Origin of the sequence: Micrococcus sp. HOU01 (assembly GCF_035609305.1) — a bacterium.
GTDB classification, from domain to species: Bacteria; Actinomycetota; Actinomycetes; order Actinomycetales; family Micrococcaceae; genus Micrococcus; species Micrococcus luteus.
Genome location: NZ_CP141211.1, coordinates 1,969,264 through 1,983,496, shown reverse-complemented (window position 1 = coordinate 1,983,496; position 14,233 = coordinate 1,969,264). Strand labels below are relative to the sequence as shown.

14 protein-coding genes are annotated in these 14,233 nt (G+C 73.8%); 12 read left to right on the top strand and 2 right to left on the bottom strand.

Going from position 1 to position 14,233, the window contains the following annotated elements; genetic code table 11:
* Positions 1-48 precede the first annotated feature (48 nt).
* Genes truB through SOY78_RS09065 form a run of 5 tightly spaced genes read left to right on the top strand, consistent with a single transcriptional unit; the run spans position 49 to position 3,569 of the window.
* Positions 49-945: a tRNA pseudouridine(55) synthase TruB gene (gene truB / locus SOY78_RS09085; protein WP_036314979.1), complete on the top strand. Its 897-nt coding sequence runs from the start codon at positions 49-51 to the stop codon at positions 943-945.
* Positions 942-1,310 (top strand): hypothetical protein, encoded by a 369-nt coding sequence (locus SOY78_RS09080; protein WP_002855305.1) that lies wholly within the window; start codon positions 942-944, stop codon positions 1,308-1,310. The genes truB and SOY78_RS09080 overlap by 4 nt, the downstream gene beginning before the upstream one ends.
* 11 nt (positions 1,311-1,321) lie before the next feature.
* Positions 1,322-1,753, top strand: coding sequence for a hypothetical protein (locus tag SOY78_RS09075; RefSeq protein WP_036314984.1), 432 nt, complete (start codon positions 1,322-1,324; stop codon positions 1,751-1,753).
* Positions 1,753-2,730, top strand: coding sequence for a bifunctional riboflavin kinase/FAD synthetase (locus SOY78_RS09070; protein ID WP_041104239.1), 978 nt, complete (start codon positions 1,753-1,755; stop codon positions 2,728-2,730). The genes SOY78_RS09075 and SOY78_RS09070 overlap by 1 nt, the downstream gene beginning before the upstream one ends.
* Entirely contained in the window at positions 2,727-3,569 is an 843-nt protein-coding gene (locus SOY78_RS09065) for a class I SAM-dependent methyltransferase (RefSeq protein ID WP_115165215.1), read from the top strand. The genes SOY78_RS09070 and SOY78_RS09065 overlap by 4 nt, the downstream gene beginning before the upstream one ends.
* Here the strand turns inward: SOY78_RS09065 and SOY78_RS09060 are convergent.
* Complete coding sequence (locus SOY78_RS09060; protein ID WP_041104243.1) at positions 3,547-4,551, bottom strand: type II CAAX prenyl endopeptidase Rce1 family protein; 1,005 nt, start codon at positions 4,549-4,551, stop codon at positions 3,547-3,549. The genes SOY78_RS09065 and SOY78_RS09060 overlap by 23 nt on opposite strands.
* 131 nt (positions 4,552-4,682) lie before the next feature.
* On the opposite strand from SOY78_RS09060, the gene rpsO reads away from it, so the two are divergent.
* The 5 genes from rpsO (at position 4,683) to SOY78_RS09035 (ending at position 10,268) form a co-directional block, all read left to right on the top strand.
* A complete protein-coding gene (gene rpsO, locus SOY78_RS09055; RefSeq protein ID WP_017488396.1) occupies positions 4,683-4,952 on the top strand; it encodes a 30S ribosomal protein S15 in 270 nt (89 codons plus the stop codon).
* Positions 4,953-5,248: 296 nt separating this feature from the next.
* A complete protein-coding gene (locus SOY78_RS09050; RefSeq protein ID WP_324701450.1) occupies positions 5,249-7,510 on the top strand; it encodes a polyribonucleotide nucleotidyltransferase in 2,262 nt (753 codons plus the stop codon).
* 83 nt (positions 7,511-7,593) lie between these two features.
* On the top strand, positions 7,594-8,922 hold the full coding sequence (locus SOY78_RS09045; protein ID WP_416338155.1) for a M16 family metallopeptidase: 1,329 nt from the start codon (positions 7,594-7,596) through the stop codon (positions 8,920-8,922).
* Between the two features lie 43 nt (positions 8,923-8,965).
* Positions 8,966-9,757 (top strand): 4-hydroxy-tetrahydrodipicolinate reductase, encoded by a 792-nt coding sequence (gene dapB, locus SOY78_RS09040; RefSeq protein WP_002855289.1) that lies wholly within the window; start codon positions 8,966-8,968, stop codon positions 9,755-9,757.
* Positions 9,750-10,268: a hypothetical protein gene (locus SOY78_RS09035; protein WP_036384926.1), complete on the top strand. Its 519-nt coding sequence runs from the start codon at positions 9,750-9,752 to the stop codon at positions 10,266-10,268. Before dapB ends, SOY78_RS09035 begins: the two co-directional genes overlap by 8 nt.
* A 17-nt stretch (positions 10,269-10,285) precedes the next feature.
* Here SOY78_RS09035 and SOY78_RS09030 read toward each other — a convergent pair whose 3' ends face one another.
* Positions 10,286-11,557, bottom strand: a complete 1,272-nt coding sequence (locus SOY78_RS09030) for a heparan-alpha-glucosaminide N-acetyltransferase domain-containing protein (RefSeq protein WP_270617868.1) — start codon at positions 11,555-11,557, stop codon at positions 10,286-10,288.
* A 41-nt stretch (positions 11,558-11,598) separates the two neighbouring features.
* On the opposite strand from SOY78_RS09030, the gene dapA reads away from it, so the two are divergent.
* Positions 11,599-12,516 (top strand): 4-hydroxy-tetrahydrodipicolinate synthase, encoded by a 918-nt coding sequence (gene dapA, locus SOY78_RS09025; protein ID WP_036384223.1) that lies wholly within the window; start codon positions 11,599-11,601, stop codon positions 12,514-12,516.
* A gap of 14 nt (positions 12,517-12,530) precedes the next feature.
* A complete protein-coding gene (locus SOY78_RS09020) occupies positions 12,531-14,216 on the top strand; it encodes a ribonuclease J (protein WP_078026116.1) in 1,686 nt (561 codons plus the stop codon).
* Positions 14,217-14,233 lie beyond the last annotated feature (17 nt).

The window sequence follows — 14,233 nt, the reverse complement described above, 5'->3', positions numbered from 1 at the left end:
GGACAGGCCCCCGACGCGCCGGGAACGGAGGCGTCGGGGGTCGTCCTCGTGGACAAGCCGCAGGGGTGGACCTCGCACGACGTCGTCGGGCGGGTCCGCCGGCTGGCGGGCACCCGCAAGGTGGGCCACGCCGGCACCCTGGACCCCATGGCCACGGGCCTGCTCGTGGTCGGCGTCAACAAGGCCACGCGCCTGCTGACCGCCATCACGGGCACGGACAAGACGTACACGGCCACGATCCGGCTCGGGCAGTCGACCGTCACGGACGACGCGGAGGGCGAGGTCGTGCAGACCCGGCTGGCCAACGCCGTCACGCCCGAGCGCGTGGCCGAGCAGGTCGCCGCCCTCACGGGCGAGATCCTGCAGGCGCCCTCGGCCGTCTCCGCCGTCAAGGTGGCGGGCCGGCGCGCCTACGACCGCGTCCGCGCGGGAGAGGACGTCACCCTCGACGCCCGCCCCGTCACCGTGCACGAGTTCACGGTGCACGAGCTGCGCCGGCTCGACGGCGGCCGGCTGGTCGACCTCGACGTCACCGTGCGCTGCTCCTCCGGGACCTACATCCGGGCGCTCGCCCGCGACCTGGGCGAGGCCCTCGAGACCGGCGGGCACCTCACGGCGCTGCGCCGCACCGCCGTCGGCCCGTTCGACGTGGCCGACGCGCTCTCGCTCGAGGCCCTCGCGGAGCGCTTCGCGATGACCGAGCTCTCCGAGGCCGCCGCCGGGCTCTTCCCGGTGCGCGAGCTGACGGAGCACGAGGCCCACGAGCTCGCCTTCGGGCGGGTCGTGGCGCCCACCGGCACGGGTGAGACGCTCGTCGCCGGGCGCGCGCCGGACGGCCGCGTCATCGCCCTCGTCTCCGACGTGCGCCGCCGCGGCGCCGACGTCGCCAAGCCCCAGCTCGTGTTCGCCCCGGCCGAGGGGCCGGGACAGGGAAGGACCGCATGATCCTCGACGCCTGGTTCTGGACGGGACTGGTGATCGGTGCCGTCTCGTTCGTGGTCTGCGTGGTGATGACGGCGATCCGCCGCCACCCCGCGGACGCCTCGATCCTCTCGGTGGCCGCCGTCGAGCTGTTCACGCTCGTCTACGCCGCGGCCGCCGCCGTCCGCCAGCTCGGCGGGGACACCCTGAACGGCCCCGGCTGGGAGTTCTGGGGCTACATCCTCACCGCCCTGATCGTGCCGGTGATCGCCGTGGGCTGGGCCGTCACGGACAAGACCCGGTGGTCCAACCTCGTGCTGGCCGTGGTCGGGCCCACGATCGCCGTGATGCTGCACCGCATGCAGGTCATCTGGTTCGGGCAGTGGTGAGGAGGATGGACATGGCACCCAGCGACGGCGCCCCCGCGCGCAACCAGGGTCTCGGCCGGATCATCGTCATGGTCTACGCGGTGTTCGCCCTCTCGGCGAGCGCGCGCAGCCTCTTCCAGATCCTCACGCAGTTCGACGCCGCCCCCGTGGCGTACACGCTCTCCGCGGTCGCGGCGGTCGTGTACATCGTGGCGACGTTCGCGCTCGCCCGCTCCGGCGCGCGCGCCTGGGCCGTGGCGCTGGGCGCCGTGCTCGTGGAGCTGGCCGGCGTGGTGGGCGTGGGCCTGTGGACCGTCCTGGATCCGGGGATGTTCGCCCACGACACCGTGTGGTCCCGGTTCGGCGCGGGCTACGGCTATGTGCCGCTCGTGCTGCCGGTGGTCGGCCTGATCTGGCTGCTGACGCACCGCCCCGCCCGCCCGGCCGAGGCGGGGGCGCTCTGATGCGGGTCTGGAACAGCCTGGACGAGGTCCCCACGGACCTGCCGCGCACCGTGGTCACCCTGGGCAACTTCGACGGCGTGCACCGCGGCCACCGCGAGGTGCTGCGCCGGGTCGTCGAGCTGGCGCGGGCCCGCGACGCCCTGGCCGTGGCCGTGACCTTCACCCCGCACCCGCGCGCCGTGCACCATCCCGAGGTGCCCCACGTGGACATCATCAGCCCCGAGCAGCGGGTCGTCCTCCTGGACGAGGCGGGTCTGGACGCGGTGCTCCTGCAGCGCTACACCCTCGAGTTCGCGGACCAGTCCCCGGAGGAGTTCGTCCGCGGCATGCTCGTGCACGGGCTGCACGCCGCCGTCGTGGTCGTGGGGCACGACGTGCGCTTCGGCCGAGGCAACACCGGCGACGTCGCGGAGATGGTGCGCCTGGGGGCCCGCTACGGCTTCGAGGTCGAGGCCGTCGAGGAGTTCCCCGCCGAGCACGGGGCCGAGCCGGAGCGCCGTTGCTCCTCGACCTGGGTGCGCGAGGCCCTGGCCGCGGGCGACGTCGCTCAGGCCGCGGCCGTGCTCGGCCGGCACCACGTGCTCGCCGGCGAGGTGGTGCACGGGTTCGCGCGCGGCCGCGAGCTCGGCTTCCCCACGGCGAACCTCGAGACGGATGTGCAGGGCATGATCCCGGCCGACGGCGTCTACGCCGGTTGGGTGCACGACGCGCACGGCGGGGTGTGGCCGGCCGCGATCTCCATCGGCTCGAACCCCACGTTCGAGGACGTCTCCCGCGTGGTGGAGGCGCACGTGATCGACCGCCACGACGAGCGGGTGGAGGACTTCGACCTGTACGGCCAGCACATCGAGGTGGAGTTCGTGGCCCGGCTGCGCGGGATGGTCGCCTACGAGGGCGTCGAGAAGCTCGTGGCGCAGATCACGCAGGACGTGGACGAGGCCCGGGCGATCCTGGCCACGACCCCCTCCGACCGGTGAGCGCCCCGGAGCCGGGCGCTCCCCCCGCTGTGCCGAACCTGCCGGGGCGCCCGGCCCGGGCCCGTCGGGCCGGGCCCAACCCCTTCGAGACCGGCGGGGAGCACTACGACGCCGTCCGCCCCTCCTACCCGGCCGCCGTGGTGGACCGCGTCCTGGCGGGCACCGCCGACGGCGCGGACGTGGTGGAGCTCGGGGCCGGGACGGGACTGTTCACCCGGCTGCTCGCGGCCCGCCCGGCGGACCGGGTGCGGACGGTGACGGCCCTCGAGCCGTCGGCGTCGATGCGCGCCGTCCTGGAACGCGAGGTCGCGGCCGGCACGGGCGGGCGGGTGCGCGCCGTGCCGGGCACGGGCGAGGCCACGGGCCTGCCGGCGGCGAGCGCCGACGTCGTGGTGGCGGCCCAGGCATGGCACTGGATGGACCCGGCCGCGGCGAGCGCGGAGGCCGCACGGGTGCTGCGCCCGGGCGGGCGCCTCGCCGCGGTGTGGAACCAGCTCGACACGGCGGTGCCGTGGGTGCACCGTCTCACCCGGATCATGCACGCCGGGGACGTGCACGCCGCCCGGCCGGAGCAGCGCCGGTTCGCCGCCCCGTTCGGGGCGGAGGAGCACGCGCGCTGGGCGTGGACGCAGCCCATGACCGCGGCGGGGCTGCACGGGCTCATGGCCTCGCGCTCGTACTGGCTGCGCGCGGACGAGCGGATCCGGTCCCGGATGACGGCCAACCTCGACTGGTACCTGCACGAGCACCTGGGCCATGCGGCGGACGCGGTCCTGCAGGTGCCCTACGTGACGGTGGCCTGGTGGGCGGCGCCGGTCAGGGGCGGGCGCCCACGGTGACCGGGACCGTCCGGGCGATCCCGGCCCGCCGCGCCTGCCAGAGCAGCAGCGCCGTGGCCACCGCGACCACCGCCACCGAGAGCAGCGTGGCCGCCGGGGAGCCGGCGGTCTCCGCGCCCACGTAGCTGTCCTCGACGGTGCCCACGAGCGTGCCGACGGCGATGATCACCACGTTGTTGACCACGTGGAGGGCGACGGCGGCCTCGAGCCCGCCCGTGCGCCACGTGAGCAGGACGGCGGCGACGGCGAACGCGGCGAGGTCCAGCAGGATCCACGGGTCGAGCGAGCCGTGGGCGAGGGAGAAGGCCGCCGCCGAGAGCACCGCAGTGACCGCGACGGCCACGACCGGCCGGCGGACCCACGTGCCGACGGCCAGCAGCAGCCACCCGCGGAACAGGTACTCCTCGCCCGCGGCCTGGAACGGGGTGAGCACGAACGCCATGACGAGCAGCCAGACCCAGTCCTGCGCGCGCGGGGCCGTGGGGGCGCCGTCGAGGGCCCACGTGCCCAGCACGTAGGCGAGGAACAGCGGCGTCAGCACGACGACGCAGCGCGCCAGCCAGCGCCAGCGCACGCGGCCCTCGACCGAGTGGACGAAGCGGGCGGCGACGGGGTGGCCCAGCGCCACGGCCAGCAGCGCGACCCCGATCAGCGCGGCGAGCAGGAGGTTGTTCAGCAGCACCATGGGCGCGGAGTACAGGTCGAGGTCGGTCACGTCCGTCGGGTCGGCCGCGCCGAGCAGCGCGGGACCGGACGTGGCGATCAGGGCGAGAGCGCCCAGCACGCCCCCGAGCACGAGGAGGCCCACCAGGCCGGCCAGCACGAGGCCGAAGGACGCGAGCGGGTTCCACCATCGGGCCCGCGGCGTGCGCAGCAGCGCGGGGTAGCCGTGGCCGATCAGCGGCAGATCCAGGGGCGGCGCGGGCGGCCGGAGGGGGAACGACGACGGGGCCGGGGAGTGGGGGACCGGTGGGGTGCTCACCGGGCCAGGGTAGGCGATGCGGTAGACTCGACCCTCGGCCTCCCTGCAGTCCGCGGTGGGGTGGGCCCCGCGTCGTCCGCCCCGGCGGGGCGCGGCCCGTGTTCGCGGTACCGAAGTGAAGGAGGCCCACCATGGCCCTGGATCCCGCTGTCAAGCAGCAGATCATCAAGGAGTACGCCACCCACGAGGGCGACACCGGTTCCCCCGAGGTGCAGATCGCGGTCCTGTCCCGCCGCATCAAGGACCTGACCGAGCACCTCAAGGAGCACAAGCACGACCACCACACCCGTCGCGGCCTGATGGCCCTGGTCGGTCGCCGTCGTCGCATGCTCGGCTACCTGCAGAAGGTCGACATCGAGCGCTACCGCGCGCTGATCGAGCGCCTCGGCCTGCGCAAGTGACCTGAGGAGGCGGCGCCGGAGCCCGCGGGAGACCCGCGAGCGCCGGCGCCGCCTTTCGTCTGCCCCCGGACGCACGTAGTGTGTCCCGGGGGAGAGATCGCCGCAGCCTGCGGCACTCCGGCGCGCCATGGCGCGCATCCCCGCATCATCGACACACCCGACGGCTCCGCGCCCATCGCTCGCGGTCCTCGACAGTGGCTCCCGGACCCCGCCGCACGGCGGGATGCCGAGGGCCTCGATCGAAGACCAGGGGGACAGGGACGCCTGCGGCGCCGTCCACCTGAAAGGAGGCCCTCATGGAGGGTCCTGAGATCACCTTCGCCGAGGCCGTCATCGACAACGGCTCGTACGGCAAGCGCACCGTCCGCTTCGAGACCGGGCGCCTCGCCCAGCAGGCCGCCGGCGCCGCCATGGTCTACATCGACGAGGAGACGTCGATGCTGTCCGCCACCACCGTCGGCAAGTCGCCCCGCGAGGGCTTCGACTTCTTCCCGCTGACCGTGGACGTCGAGGAGCGCATGTACGCCGCGGGCCGCATCCCCGGCTCGTTCTTCCGCCGCGAGGGCCGCCCGTCCACGGACGCGATCCTCACCTGCCGCCTGATCGACCGCCCGCTGCGCCCGGCGTTCGTCAAGGGCATCCGCAACGAGGTCCAGGTCGTCGTGACCGTCACCTCGATCGCCCCGGACGAGATCTACGACACGGTGGCCATCAACGCCGCCTCCCTGTCCACGCAGCTGTCCGGCCTGCCGTTCTCCGGCCCCATCGGCGGCGTGCGCATGGCCCTCATGGACGACGGCTCCGGCGCGCGCCAGTGGGTCGCGTTCCCGAAGCACTCCCAGCTCGAGGGCGCCGTGTTCAACATGGCCGTGGCCGGCCGCGTGGTGGGCGACGACGTCGCCATCATGATGGTCGAGGCCGAGGCGACCCCGGACTCCTGGACCCTGGTCAAGGAGCGCGGCGCGCAGGCGCCCACCGAGGAGATCGTGGCCGAGGGCCTCGAGGCCGCCAAGCCCTTCATCCGCGCCCTGTGCGAGGCCCAGGCCGACCTGGTCAAGCGCGCCGGCAAGGACCCGGTGGACGTCCCCGTGTTCCAGGACTACCAGGACGACGCCTACGCCGCCGTCGAGAAGCTCGCCACGGACCGCCTGACCGAGATCTTCTCCATCGGCGACAAGCAGGAGCGCGAGTCAGCCTCGGACGCCTACCTGCTCGAGGTGCTCGAGGAGCTCGCCGGCGAGGGCAAGGACTTCGCCGAGCGCAAGGGCGAGATCGCCAAGGCCTACGGCTCCCTTACCAAGCAGATCGTGCGCCGCCGCATCCTCACCGACCAGGTGCGCATCGACGGCCGCGGCCTGACGGACATCCGCAAGCTGACCGCGGAGGTGGAGGTCCTGCCCCGCGTGCACGGCTCCGCCATCTTCGAGCGCGGCGAGACCCAGATCATGGGCGTCACCACGCTGAACATGCTCAAGATGGAGCAGCAGATCGACTCGCTGGCGCCGGAGACTGCCAAGCGGTACATGCACCACTACAACTTCCCGCCGTACTCCACCGGCGAGACCGGCCGCGTGGGCTCCCCGAAGCGCCGCGAGATCGGCCACGGCGCCCTCGCCGAGCGCGCCCTGGTGCCCGTGCTGCCGGCCCGCGAGGAGTTCCCCTACGCGATCCGCCAGGTCTCCGAGGCCCTCGGCTCCAACGGCTCGACGTCGATGGGCTCCGTCTGCGCCTCCACCCTGTCCCTGCTGAACGCGGGCGTGCCGCTGCGTGCGCCCGTGGCCGGCATCGCCATGGGCCTGGTCTCCGCCGAGGTGGACGGCCAGACCCAGTACGCGGCCCTGACCGACATCCTCGGCGCCGAGGATGCGTTCGGCGACATGGACTTCAAGGTGGCCGGCACCGCCGAGTTCGTCACCGCGATCCAGCTGGACACCAAGCTGGACGGCATCCCGGCCTCCGTGCTGGCCGCCGCCCTGACGCAGGCCCGCGAGGCGCGCCTGCACATCCTGTCCGTGCTGAACGCCGCCATCGACGCCCCGGATGAGATGGCCCCCACCGCTCCGCGGATCATCTCCGTGCGCATCCCGGTGGACAAGATCGGCGCGGTCATCGGCCCCAAGGGCGCCATGATCAACCAGATCCAGGACGACACGGGCGCGGACATCACCATCGAGGACGACGGCACCGTGCTGATCGGCGCCACCGACGGCGCCTCGGCCGAGGCCGCGCGCTCCGCGGTGAACGCGATCGCCAACCCGCAGGTCCCCGAGATCGGCGAGCGGTACCTCGGCACCGTCGTGAAGCTGACCACGTTCGGCGCGTTCCTCTCGCTCACCCCGGGCAAGGACGGTCTGCTGCACGTCTCCGAGCTGCGCAAGCTCAACGAGGGCAAGCGCGTGGACGACGTCGAGGACGTGCTCGGCGTGGGCCAGAAGGTCCAGGTCGAGATCACCAAGATCGACAACCGCGGCAAGCTGTCCCTCTCCCCGGTGGTGGCGGAGTCCGACGCCCTGGCCGAGACCGCGGACGCGATCGAGTCCTCGCAGATCGAGGCCTGATCCGCCCCGCCCGGCCCGGTGACCACGACGGCGCCGCACCCTCCCCGCGAGTGGTGCGGCGCCGTCGTCGCGCATGGGCGAGAATGGCCGTCATGAGTGTTCACCGTGAGATCCCCCTGGACTTCGACGGCGTGCTGGCGGACGAGGGCAACGGTTCCGTGGTGCGCCGCTCCGTGCTGCCCGGCGGCGTCCGCGTGCTCACCGAGGCCATGCCGGACCAGCGCTCGGTGACCATCGGCTACTGGGTGGCCGTCGGGTCCCGTGACGAGTCGCCCGAGGGCTACGGCGCCACGCACTTCCTCGAGCACCTGCTCTTCAAGGGCACTCCCACGCGCACCGCGATGGACATCGCGGCCGCCTTCGACCGCGTGGGCGGGGAGTCCAACGCCGGCACGGCCAAGGAGTCCACCGTCTACCACGCCCGCGTGCTGGACGAGGACCTGCCGATGGCCGTGGAGGTCCTCACGGACATGCTCACCTCCTCCCTGATCGACCCGGACGAGCTCGAGACCGAGCGCGGCGTGATCCTCGAGGAGCTCGCCATGGACGCGGACGACCCCGTGGACGTGGCCCACGAGAAGCTCGCCGAGGTCATGCTGGACGGCCACCCCCTCGGCCGGCCGATCGGCGGCACGCCCGAGACGATCCGGGCCGTCACCCGCGACCATGTGGTCGGGCACTACACGCACTGGTACCGCCCGGACGAGCTCGTCGTCACCGCCGCCGGCCACCTCGACCACGACGAGGTCTGCCGCCTCGTCCTCGCCGCCCTGCGCGCCTCGGGCTGGGAGCTCACCCCGGGGGCCCTGCCCGCCCCGCGCCGTGCCGTGGACACCGCCGGGGCCGCGGCCTCGCGGGTGCGGACCGGCACGCACACCGTCACCAAGGCGGTCGAGCAGGCCAACGTCCTCGTCGGCGGCCGCTCGCTGTCCACCACGGACCCGGACCGCTTCGCCCTGGGCGTCATGCAGTCCGTCCTGGGCGGGGGCATGTCCTCGCGGCTGTTCCAGGAGATCCGCGAGCGCCGCGGCCTGGCCTACAACACCTACTCGTTCTCCGCCGGGTACTCCGACGCCGGCTACTGGGGCCTGTACGCGGGCTGCCAGCCGGACCGGGTGGACGAGGTGGCCGCGCTGATGGAGGCCGAGCTGGACCGGATGGCCGAGGCCGACGTCACCGGGGAGGAGCTCGCGCGCGCCCACGGGCAGATCTGCGGCGGCACCGTGCTGGGCATGGAGGCCACGGGCGCCCGCATGTCCCGGCTGGGACGGGCCGAGCTGGTCACGGGGGAGTACGTGGACCTGGCGGCCTCCCTCGCCCGGGTCCGCGAGGTCGACGCCGGCCAGGTCCGGGCCGTGGCCGCGCGCCTGGCCGCGGGGGACCGGGCGCGCGTCGTCGTCGCCCCGGCCTGACCTCGGCCACGGCCGCCGGGGCGGGCCGCGTAGGCTGGAGGCCATGACCGAGACCCGCACCCCCTCCGCCGTGTCCGCTCCCGACGACGTCCCGCGCGTCGCGATCCTGGGCGCCCGTGGCCGCATGGGCCGCCACGCGGTGCCCGCGGTGCGAGCGGCCGAGGGGCTGGAGCTCGTGGCCGAGCTCGGCTCGCAGGACCGCCTGGACGCGGTGCTCGACGCCGGCGCCACGCACGTCCTGGACCTCACGGTGCCGGACGCCTCGCCCGAGAACGTGGCCTTCGCCGTGGAGCACGGGCTGCACACCGTGGTCGGCACGTCGGGCTGGGTGCCCGAGCGCCGCGAGCGCCTCGAGGCGCAGCTGGCTGAGCACCCGGGGGTGGGCGTGCTGATCGCCCCGAACTTCTCGGTCGGCTCGGTGCTGGCCTCGGCGTTCGCCGCGCAGGCGGCGCGGTACTTCGAGTCCGTCGAGCTCGTCGAGCTGCACCACCCGGACAAGGTGGACGCCCCGTCGGGCACGGCCGTGCGGACCGCCGAGCTCATCGGCGCGGCCCGGGACGCGGCCGGCGTGCCCGTCTCCCCGGACGCCACCGAGCATGACCCGGACGGCGCGCGCGGCGCCGTCGTCCACGGCGTGCACGTGCACGCGGTGCGCCTGCGTGGCCTGGAGGCGCACCAGGAGGTGCTGCTGGGCGGGCCGGGTGAGCAGCTCGTGGTCCGGCACGACGCATTCGACCGCGGCGCCTACATGCCCGGCGTCGTCCTCGGCCTGCGGACCGTGGCCTCCCGCCCGGGTCTGACCTACGGACTGGATGGATACCTGGACCTTGGCTGAGCCCTCCCGCATCCCCGACGACGGCGCCGTGGGCCCGACCGAGCACGCCGCCCGTGCCCGCCGCTCGACCGTGATGAGCAAGGTGTGGGTCGGCTTCGTGTCCCTGCTCGTGCTGCTGTTCGCCGGGTTCGCCCTCAACGCGTCCGTCGCGCTGGTGCGCGCCCCGCAGCCGCTGGCCAAGGCGATCGGCGTGGGCGTCATCCTCGTGGTGCTGGTGACCGTGGCCGTCCTGGCCCGCGAGGTGTGGTTCGGCCGCCAGACCGAACGCCTGGCCGACCAGCTCGAGGCCGAGGGCGGGCTGCCGGAGGACGACCTGCCGCGCTCGCCCGGCGGCCGGATCGACCGAGAGGCCGCCGACGCCCAGTTCGAGCTGTACCGCGTGGAGGCCGAGGCCGCACCACGCGACTGGCGCGCCCGCTACCGCCTCGCCCTGGCCTACGACGCCTCGGGCGACCGCCGCCGCGCCCGCGAGGCGGCCCGGGAGGCCGTCCGCCTGCACCGCGCCGGCTGACGCGGCCCACGCGTCGCTCAGCGCCCTCCGACGGCCCGTTCCCCACCCGCCCGGGAGAGCCGGGCCATCACGGCCTCGAGCGGACCCCGCCGGCCGCTGAGCTCGGCGGTCAGTCCGGCCGCGAGGCACAGCACGACGAGGACGGCGAGCAGCGCCCCGTCGGCCGGGTCGATCCCGGTCGCGTCCACGAGCGCGAGCACCACGAGGTGCCCCACGTAGAGCGTGAGCGGGATGCGCCCCGCACCCACGAGCGGGCGCAGCGCGGCGTGCCCGACCAGCGGCCGGGCCAGCAGGCAGGCGCCCAGCACGGCGCACGCCCAGCCCGCCGCGAGCACGGCGGCCACGACGGACCCGGAGTGCGGGGTCGGCAGGGCGAGCCACAGCGGATCCGGGATCAGCAGCGCGAGCCGCGGCTCGCCCGTGCGCAGCGTGAGCGCCGTCTCGACCGGGTCCGTGCCGATCGCCGCGGCGACCCGCCCGACCGTGCCCGCGGCCCGCAGCACCGCCGCACCGACGACGCCGGCCGCCGCCCACGCCGTGGCCCCGCCGCCGAGGATCCCGGCGGCCACGCGGCGACGGTCCAGCGGCAGCCGCCCCAGGGCCAGCCCCAGCACGAGGAACGCGCCCCAGGACAGGACGGGGTAGTAGCCCGTGACCGTGAGATCGGCCAGCAGCAGCCCGGGACGCAGCAGGTCCGCGGGGCCGGGGGAGAGCCAGAGCCGCCCACCCACGAAGAACTCCTGACGCCCCACGGCGGCCTGCGCGGCCGCGACCACCGCGAACACCAGCACCGGCCCGAGCACGAGCCACGCCCCCGCGATCAGGCCCAGGGCGCGGGCGCGCAGGCCCAGCAGGGGCAGCGCGAGCAGGAAGAGCAGGGCGTAGTGGCACAGGATGACGGCCACGGGGACGCCGAGCGTCCCGCACGCGAGCCCGAGCACGAACAGCAGGCCCGCCCGTCGGGCGATCCGGCGGCGCAGCGCCGCGCGCCGGACCCCCGTGGCCGGCGTCGCGCCCCCCGTGGACAGGGCCAGCCCGACTCCGGCCAGCAGGACGAACAGCACCGAGGCGCGTCCGGCGAACCACAGGAACGCCGGGTGCGGCGCCCCGTCCGCCGTCACCGGGTCGACGACGTGGACGGTGATCATGCCGAGCAGGGCGATCGCGCGGGCCGCGTCGACGCCGGGCAGCCGGCGACGCGCGGGCCGGTCCGGGCGGACGGCGGCGGGGGGCGGGGCGGGACGCAGGGCGGGCTCCTCTCGGGTCGCCGCGCGTCGCGGAGGGGCCACGGACGGCGCGGGCCCCCAGTCTCGCAGGTAGGGTGGGGCCCATGAGTGCCGTCCGTTCCGCCGTCATCCCCTCCGAGCTGCTCTTCGGCACGGTCGTGCCCGCCATGGTCACCCCCATGACGGACGAGGGCGCCGTGGACCTCGAGGCGGCCGCCGCGCTGGCCGAGCACCTGGTGGACCGCGGGGCCGACGGCCTCGTGGTCACCGGCACCACCGGCGAGACCTCCACGCTCACGGACGACGAGAACGTGGCGATGTTCCGCACCGTCGTCGAGGCCGTGGGGGACCGCGCCAGGGTCGTGGCCGGCACCGGCACCAACGACACGGCGCACACCCTCGAGCTGTCCCGCCGCGCGGCCGAGACGGGCGTGGACGGGCTGCTGCTCGTCACCCCGTACTACAACAAGCCCAACCAGGCCGGCATCCGCGCGCACTTCGAGGCCGTGGCCGACGGCGTGGACCTGCCGATCATGCTCTACGACATCCCGGGCCGCTCCGTGATGCCGATCGAGCCCGAGACGATCATCGCGCTCGCGCAGCACCCCAACATCCGTGCACTCAAGGACGCCAAGGGGGACCTGCAGTCCACCACCACCGTCCTGGCGCACACGGACCTCGACCTCTACTCCGGCGACGACGGCGCGACCCTGCCGCTCATGGCGCTCGGCGCCGTCGGGGTCGTCTCGGTGGCCGCGCACGCGGCCCCCGAGCTGTACCGCCAGCTCGTGGACGCCGTCCACGCCGGCGACCTGGCCGGTGCCCGTGATCACCACTTCGCGCTGGACCCCGTCCAGCGCGGCATCATGACCCACGTCCAGGGCGCGGTGGCCGCGAAGGCCGTCCTCGCCGCCCAGGGCGTCATCCCGTCCGCAGCCGTGCGGCTGCCCCTCGTCCAGGCCACGCCGGACGAGCTCTCCGTCATCCGAGCCGACCTCGCGGAGGCCGGCATCACCTTCTAGAAGGGACCCGTTCCATGACCGCAGGCACCCGCCTGTCCACCCCGCCCAAGCTCAAGCGGGGCACCTGCCGCATCGTCCAGCTGGGCGGCCTCGAGGAGGTCGGCCGCAACATGGTCACCTTCGAGATCGACGGCAAGATCCTCATCGTCGACTGCGGCGTCCTCTTCCCCGAGGAGCACCAGCCCGGCGTCGACCTGATCCTGCCGGACTTCGACTACATCCGGGACCGCGTGGACGACGTCGTCGGCATCGTCCTGACCCACGGCCACGAGGACCACATCGGCGCCGTGCCGTATCTGCTGCGCCTGCGCGACGACATCCCCGTGATCGGCTCCAAGCTGACCCTCGCCCTGATCGAGGCCAAGCTCGAGGAGCACCGGATCAAGCCGCGCACCCGCGTGGTCAAGGAAGACGACATCGTCGAGTTCGGCCCGTTCGAGTGCGAGTTCGTGGCCGTGAACCACTCGATCCCGGACGCGCTCGCCGTCGCCATCCACACGGACGCCGGGACCATCCTGCACACCGGCGACTTCAAGATGGACCAGCTGCCGCTCGACGGCCGCATCACGGACCTGCGCGCCTTCGCCCGTCTCGGCGAGGAGGGCGTGGACCTGTTCATGACCGACTCCACGAACGCCGAGGTCCCGGGGTTCACCACCACGGAGGCGGAGATCGGCCCCACCCTCGAGCGCTACTTCGCCACGGCGAAGCGCCGCATCGTGGTGGCCTCGTTCTCCTCCCACGTGCACCGCGTCCAGCAGGTCCTCGACGCCGCCCACAAGCACGGTCGCAAGGTGGCCTTCGGCGGGCGCTCCATGATCCGCAACATGACCATCGCGGCGAAGCTCGGCTACCTCAACGTGCCGAACGGGATCCTCGTGGACATCCGCAAGGTGGACAAGTACCGCGACGACGAGATCGTGCTGATGGTCACCGGCTCCCAGGGCGAGCCGATGGCGGCCCTGTCCCGGATGGCCAACGGCGACCACCAGGTGCAGCTGGAGGAGGGCGACCTCGTCGTGCTGGCCTCCTCGCTGATCCCGGGCAACGAGAACTCCGTGTTCCGCGTGATCAACGGGCTCATGAAGCTCGGCGCGACCGTGGTGCACAAGGGCATGGCCAAGGTGCACGTCTCCGGCCACGCCTCCGAGGGCGAGCTGCTGTACTGCTACAACATCGTCGAGCCCGAGTTCGTGATGCCGGTGCACGGCGAGACCCGCCACCTGATCGCCAACGGCCGGATCGCGGAGAAGACCGGCGTGCCGGCCGAGAACGTCATCCTGGCCGGCAACGGCACCGTGGTGGACATGACCGACGGCCTCGTGAAGGTTGTCGGCGAGGTGGAGTGCGGCTACGTGTACGTGGATGGCTCCTCCGTGGGCGAGATCTCCGACTCGGACCTCAAGGACCGCCGTGTCCTGGGCGAGGAGGGCTTCCTCTCGATCATCACCGTGGTCAACCGGCAGACCGGCGCGATCGTGTCCGGCCCGGACGTCCACGCCCGCGGCGTCGCCGAGGACGAGAAGGTGTTCGAGGAGATCAAGCCGAAGATCGTCCGGGCGCTCGAGGAGGCCGTGCAGTCCAGCAAGGACCACACCGCCCACCAGCTCCAGCAGGTGGTCCGCCGGACCGTCGGCACGTGGGTCAACCGCAAGCTGCGCCGCCGCCCGATGATCATCCCGGTGGTCCTGGAGGCCTGACCCCTCCGGGTCGCCAT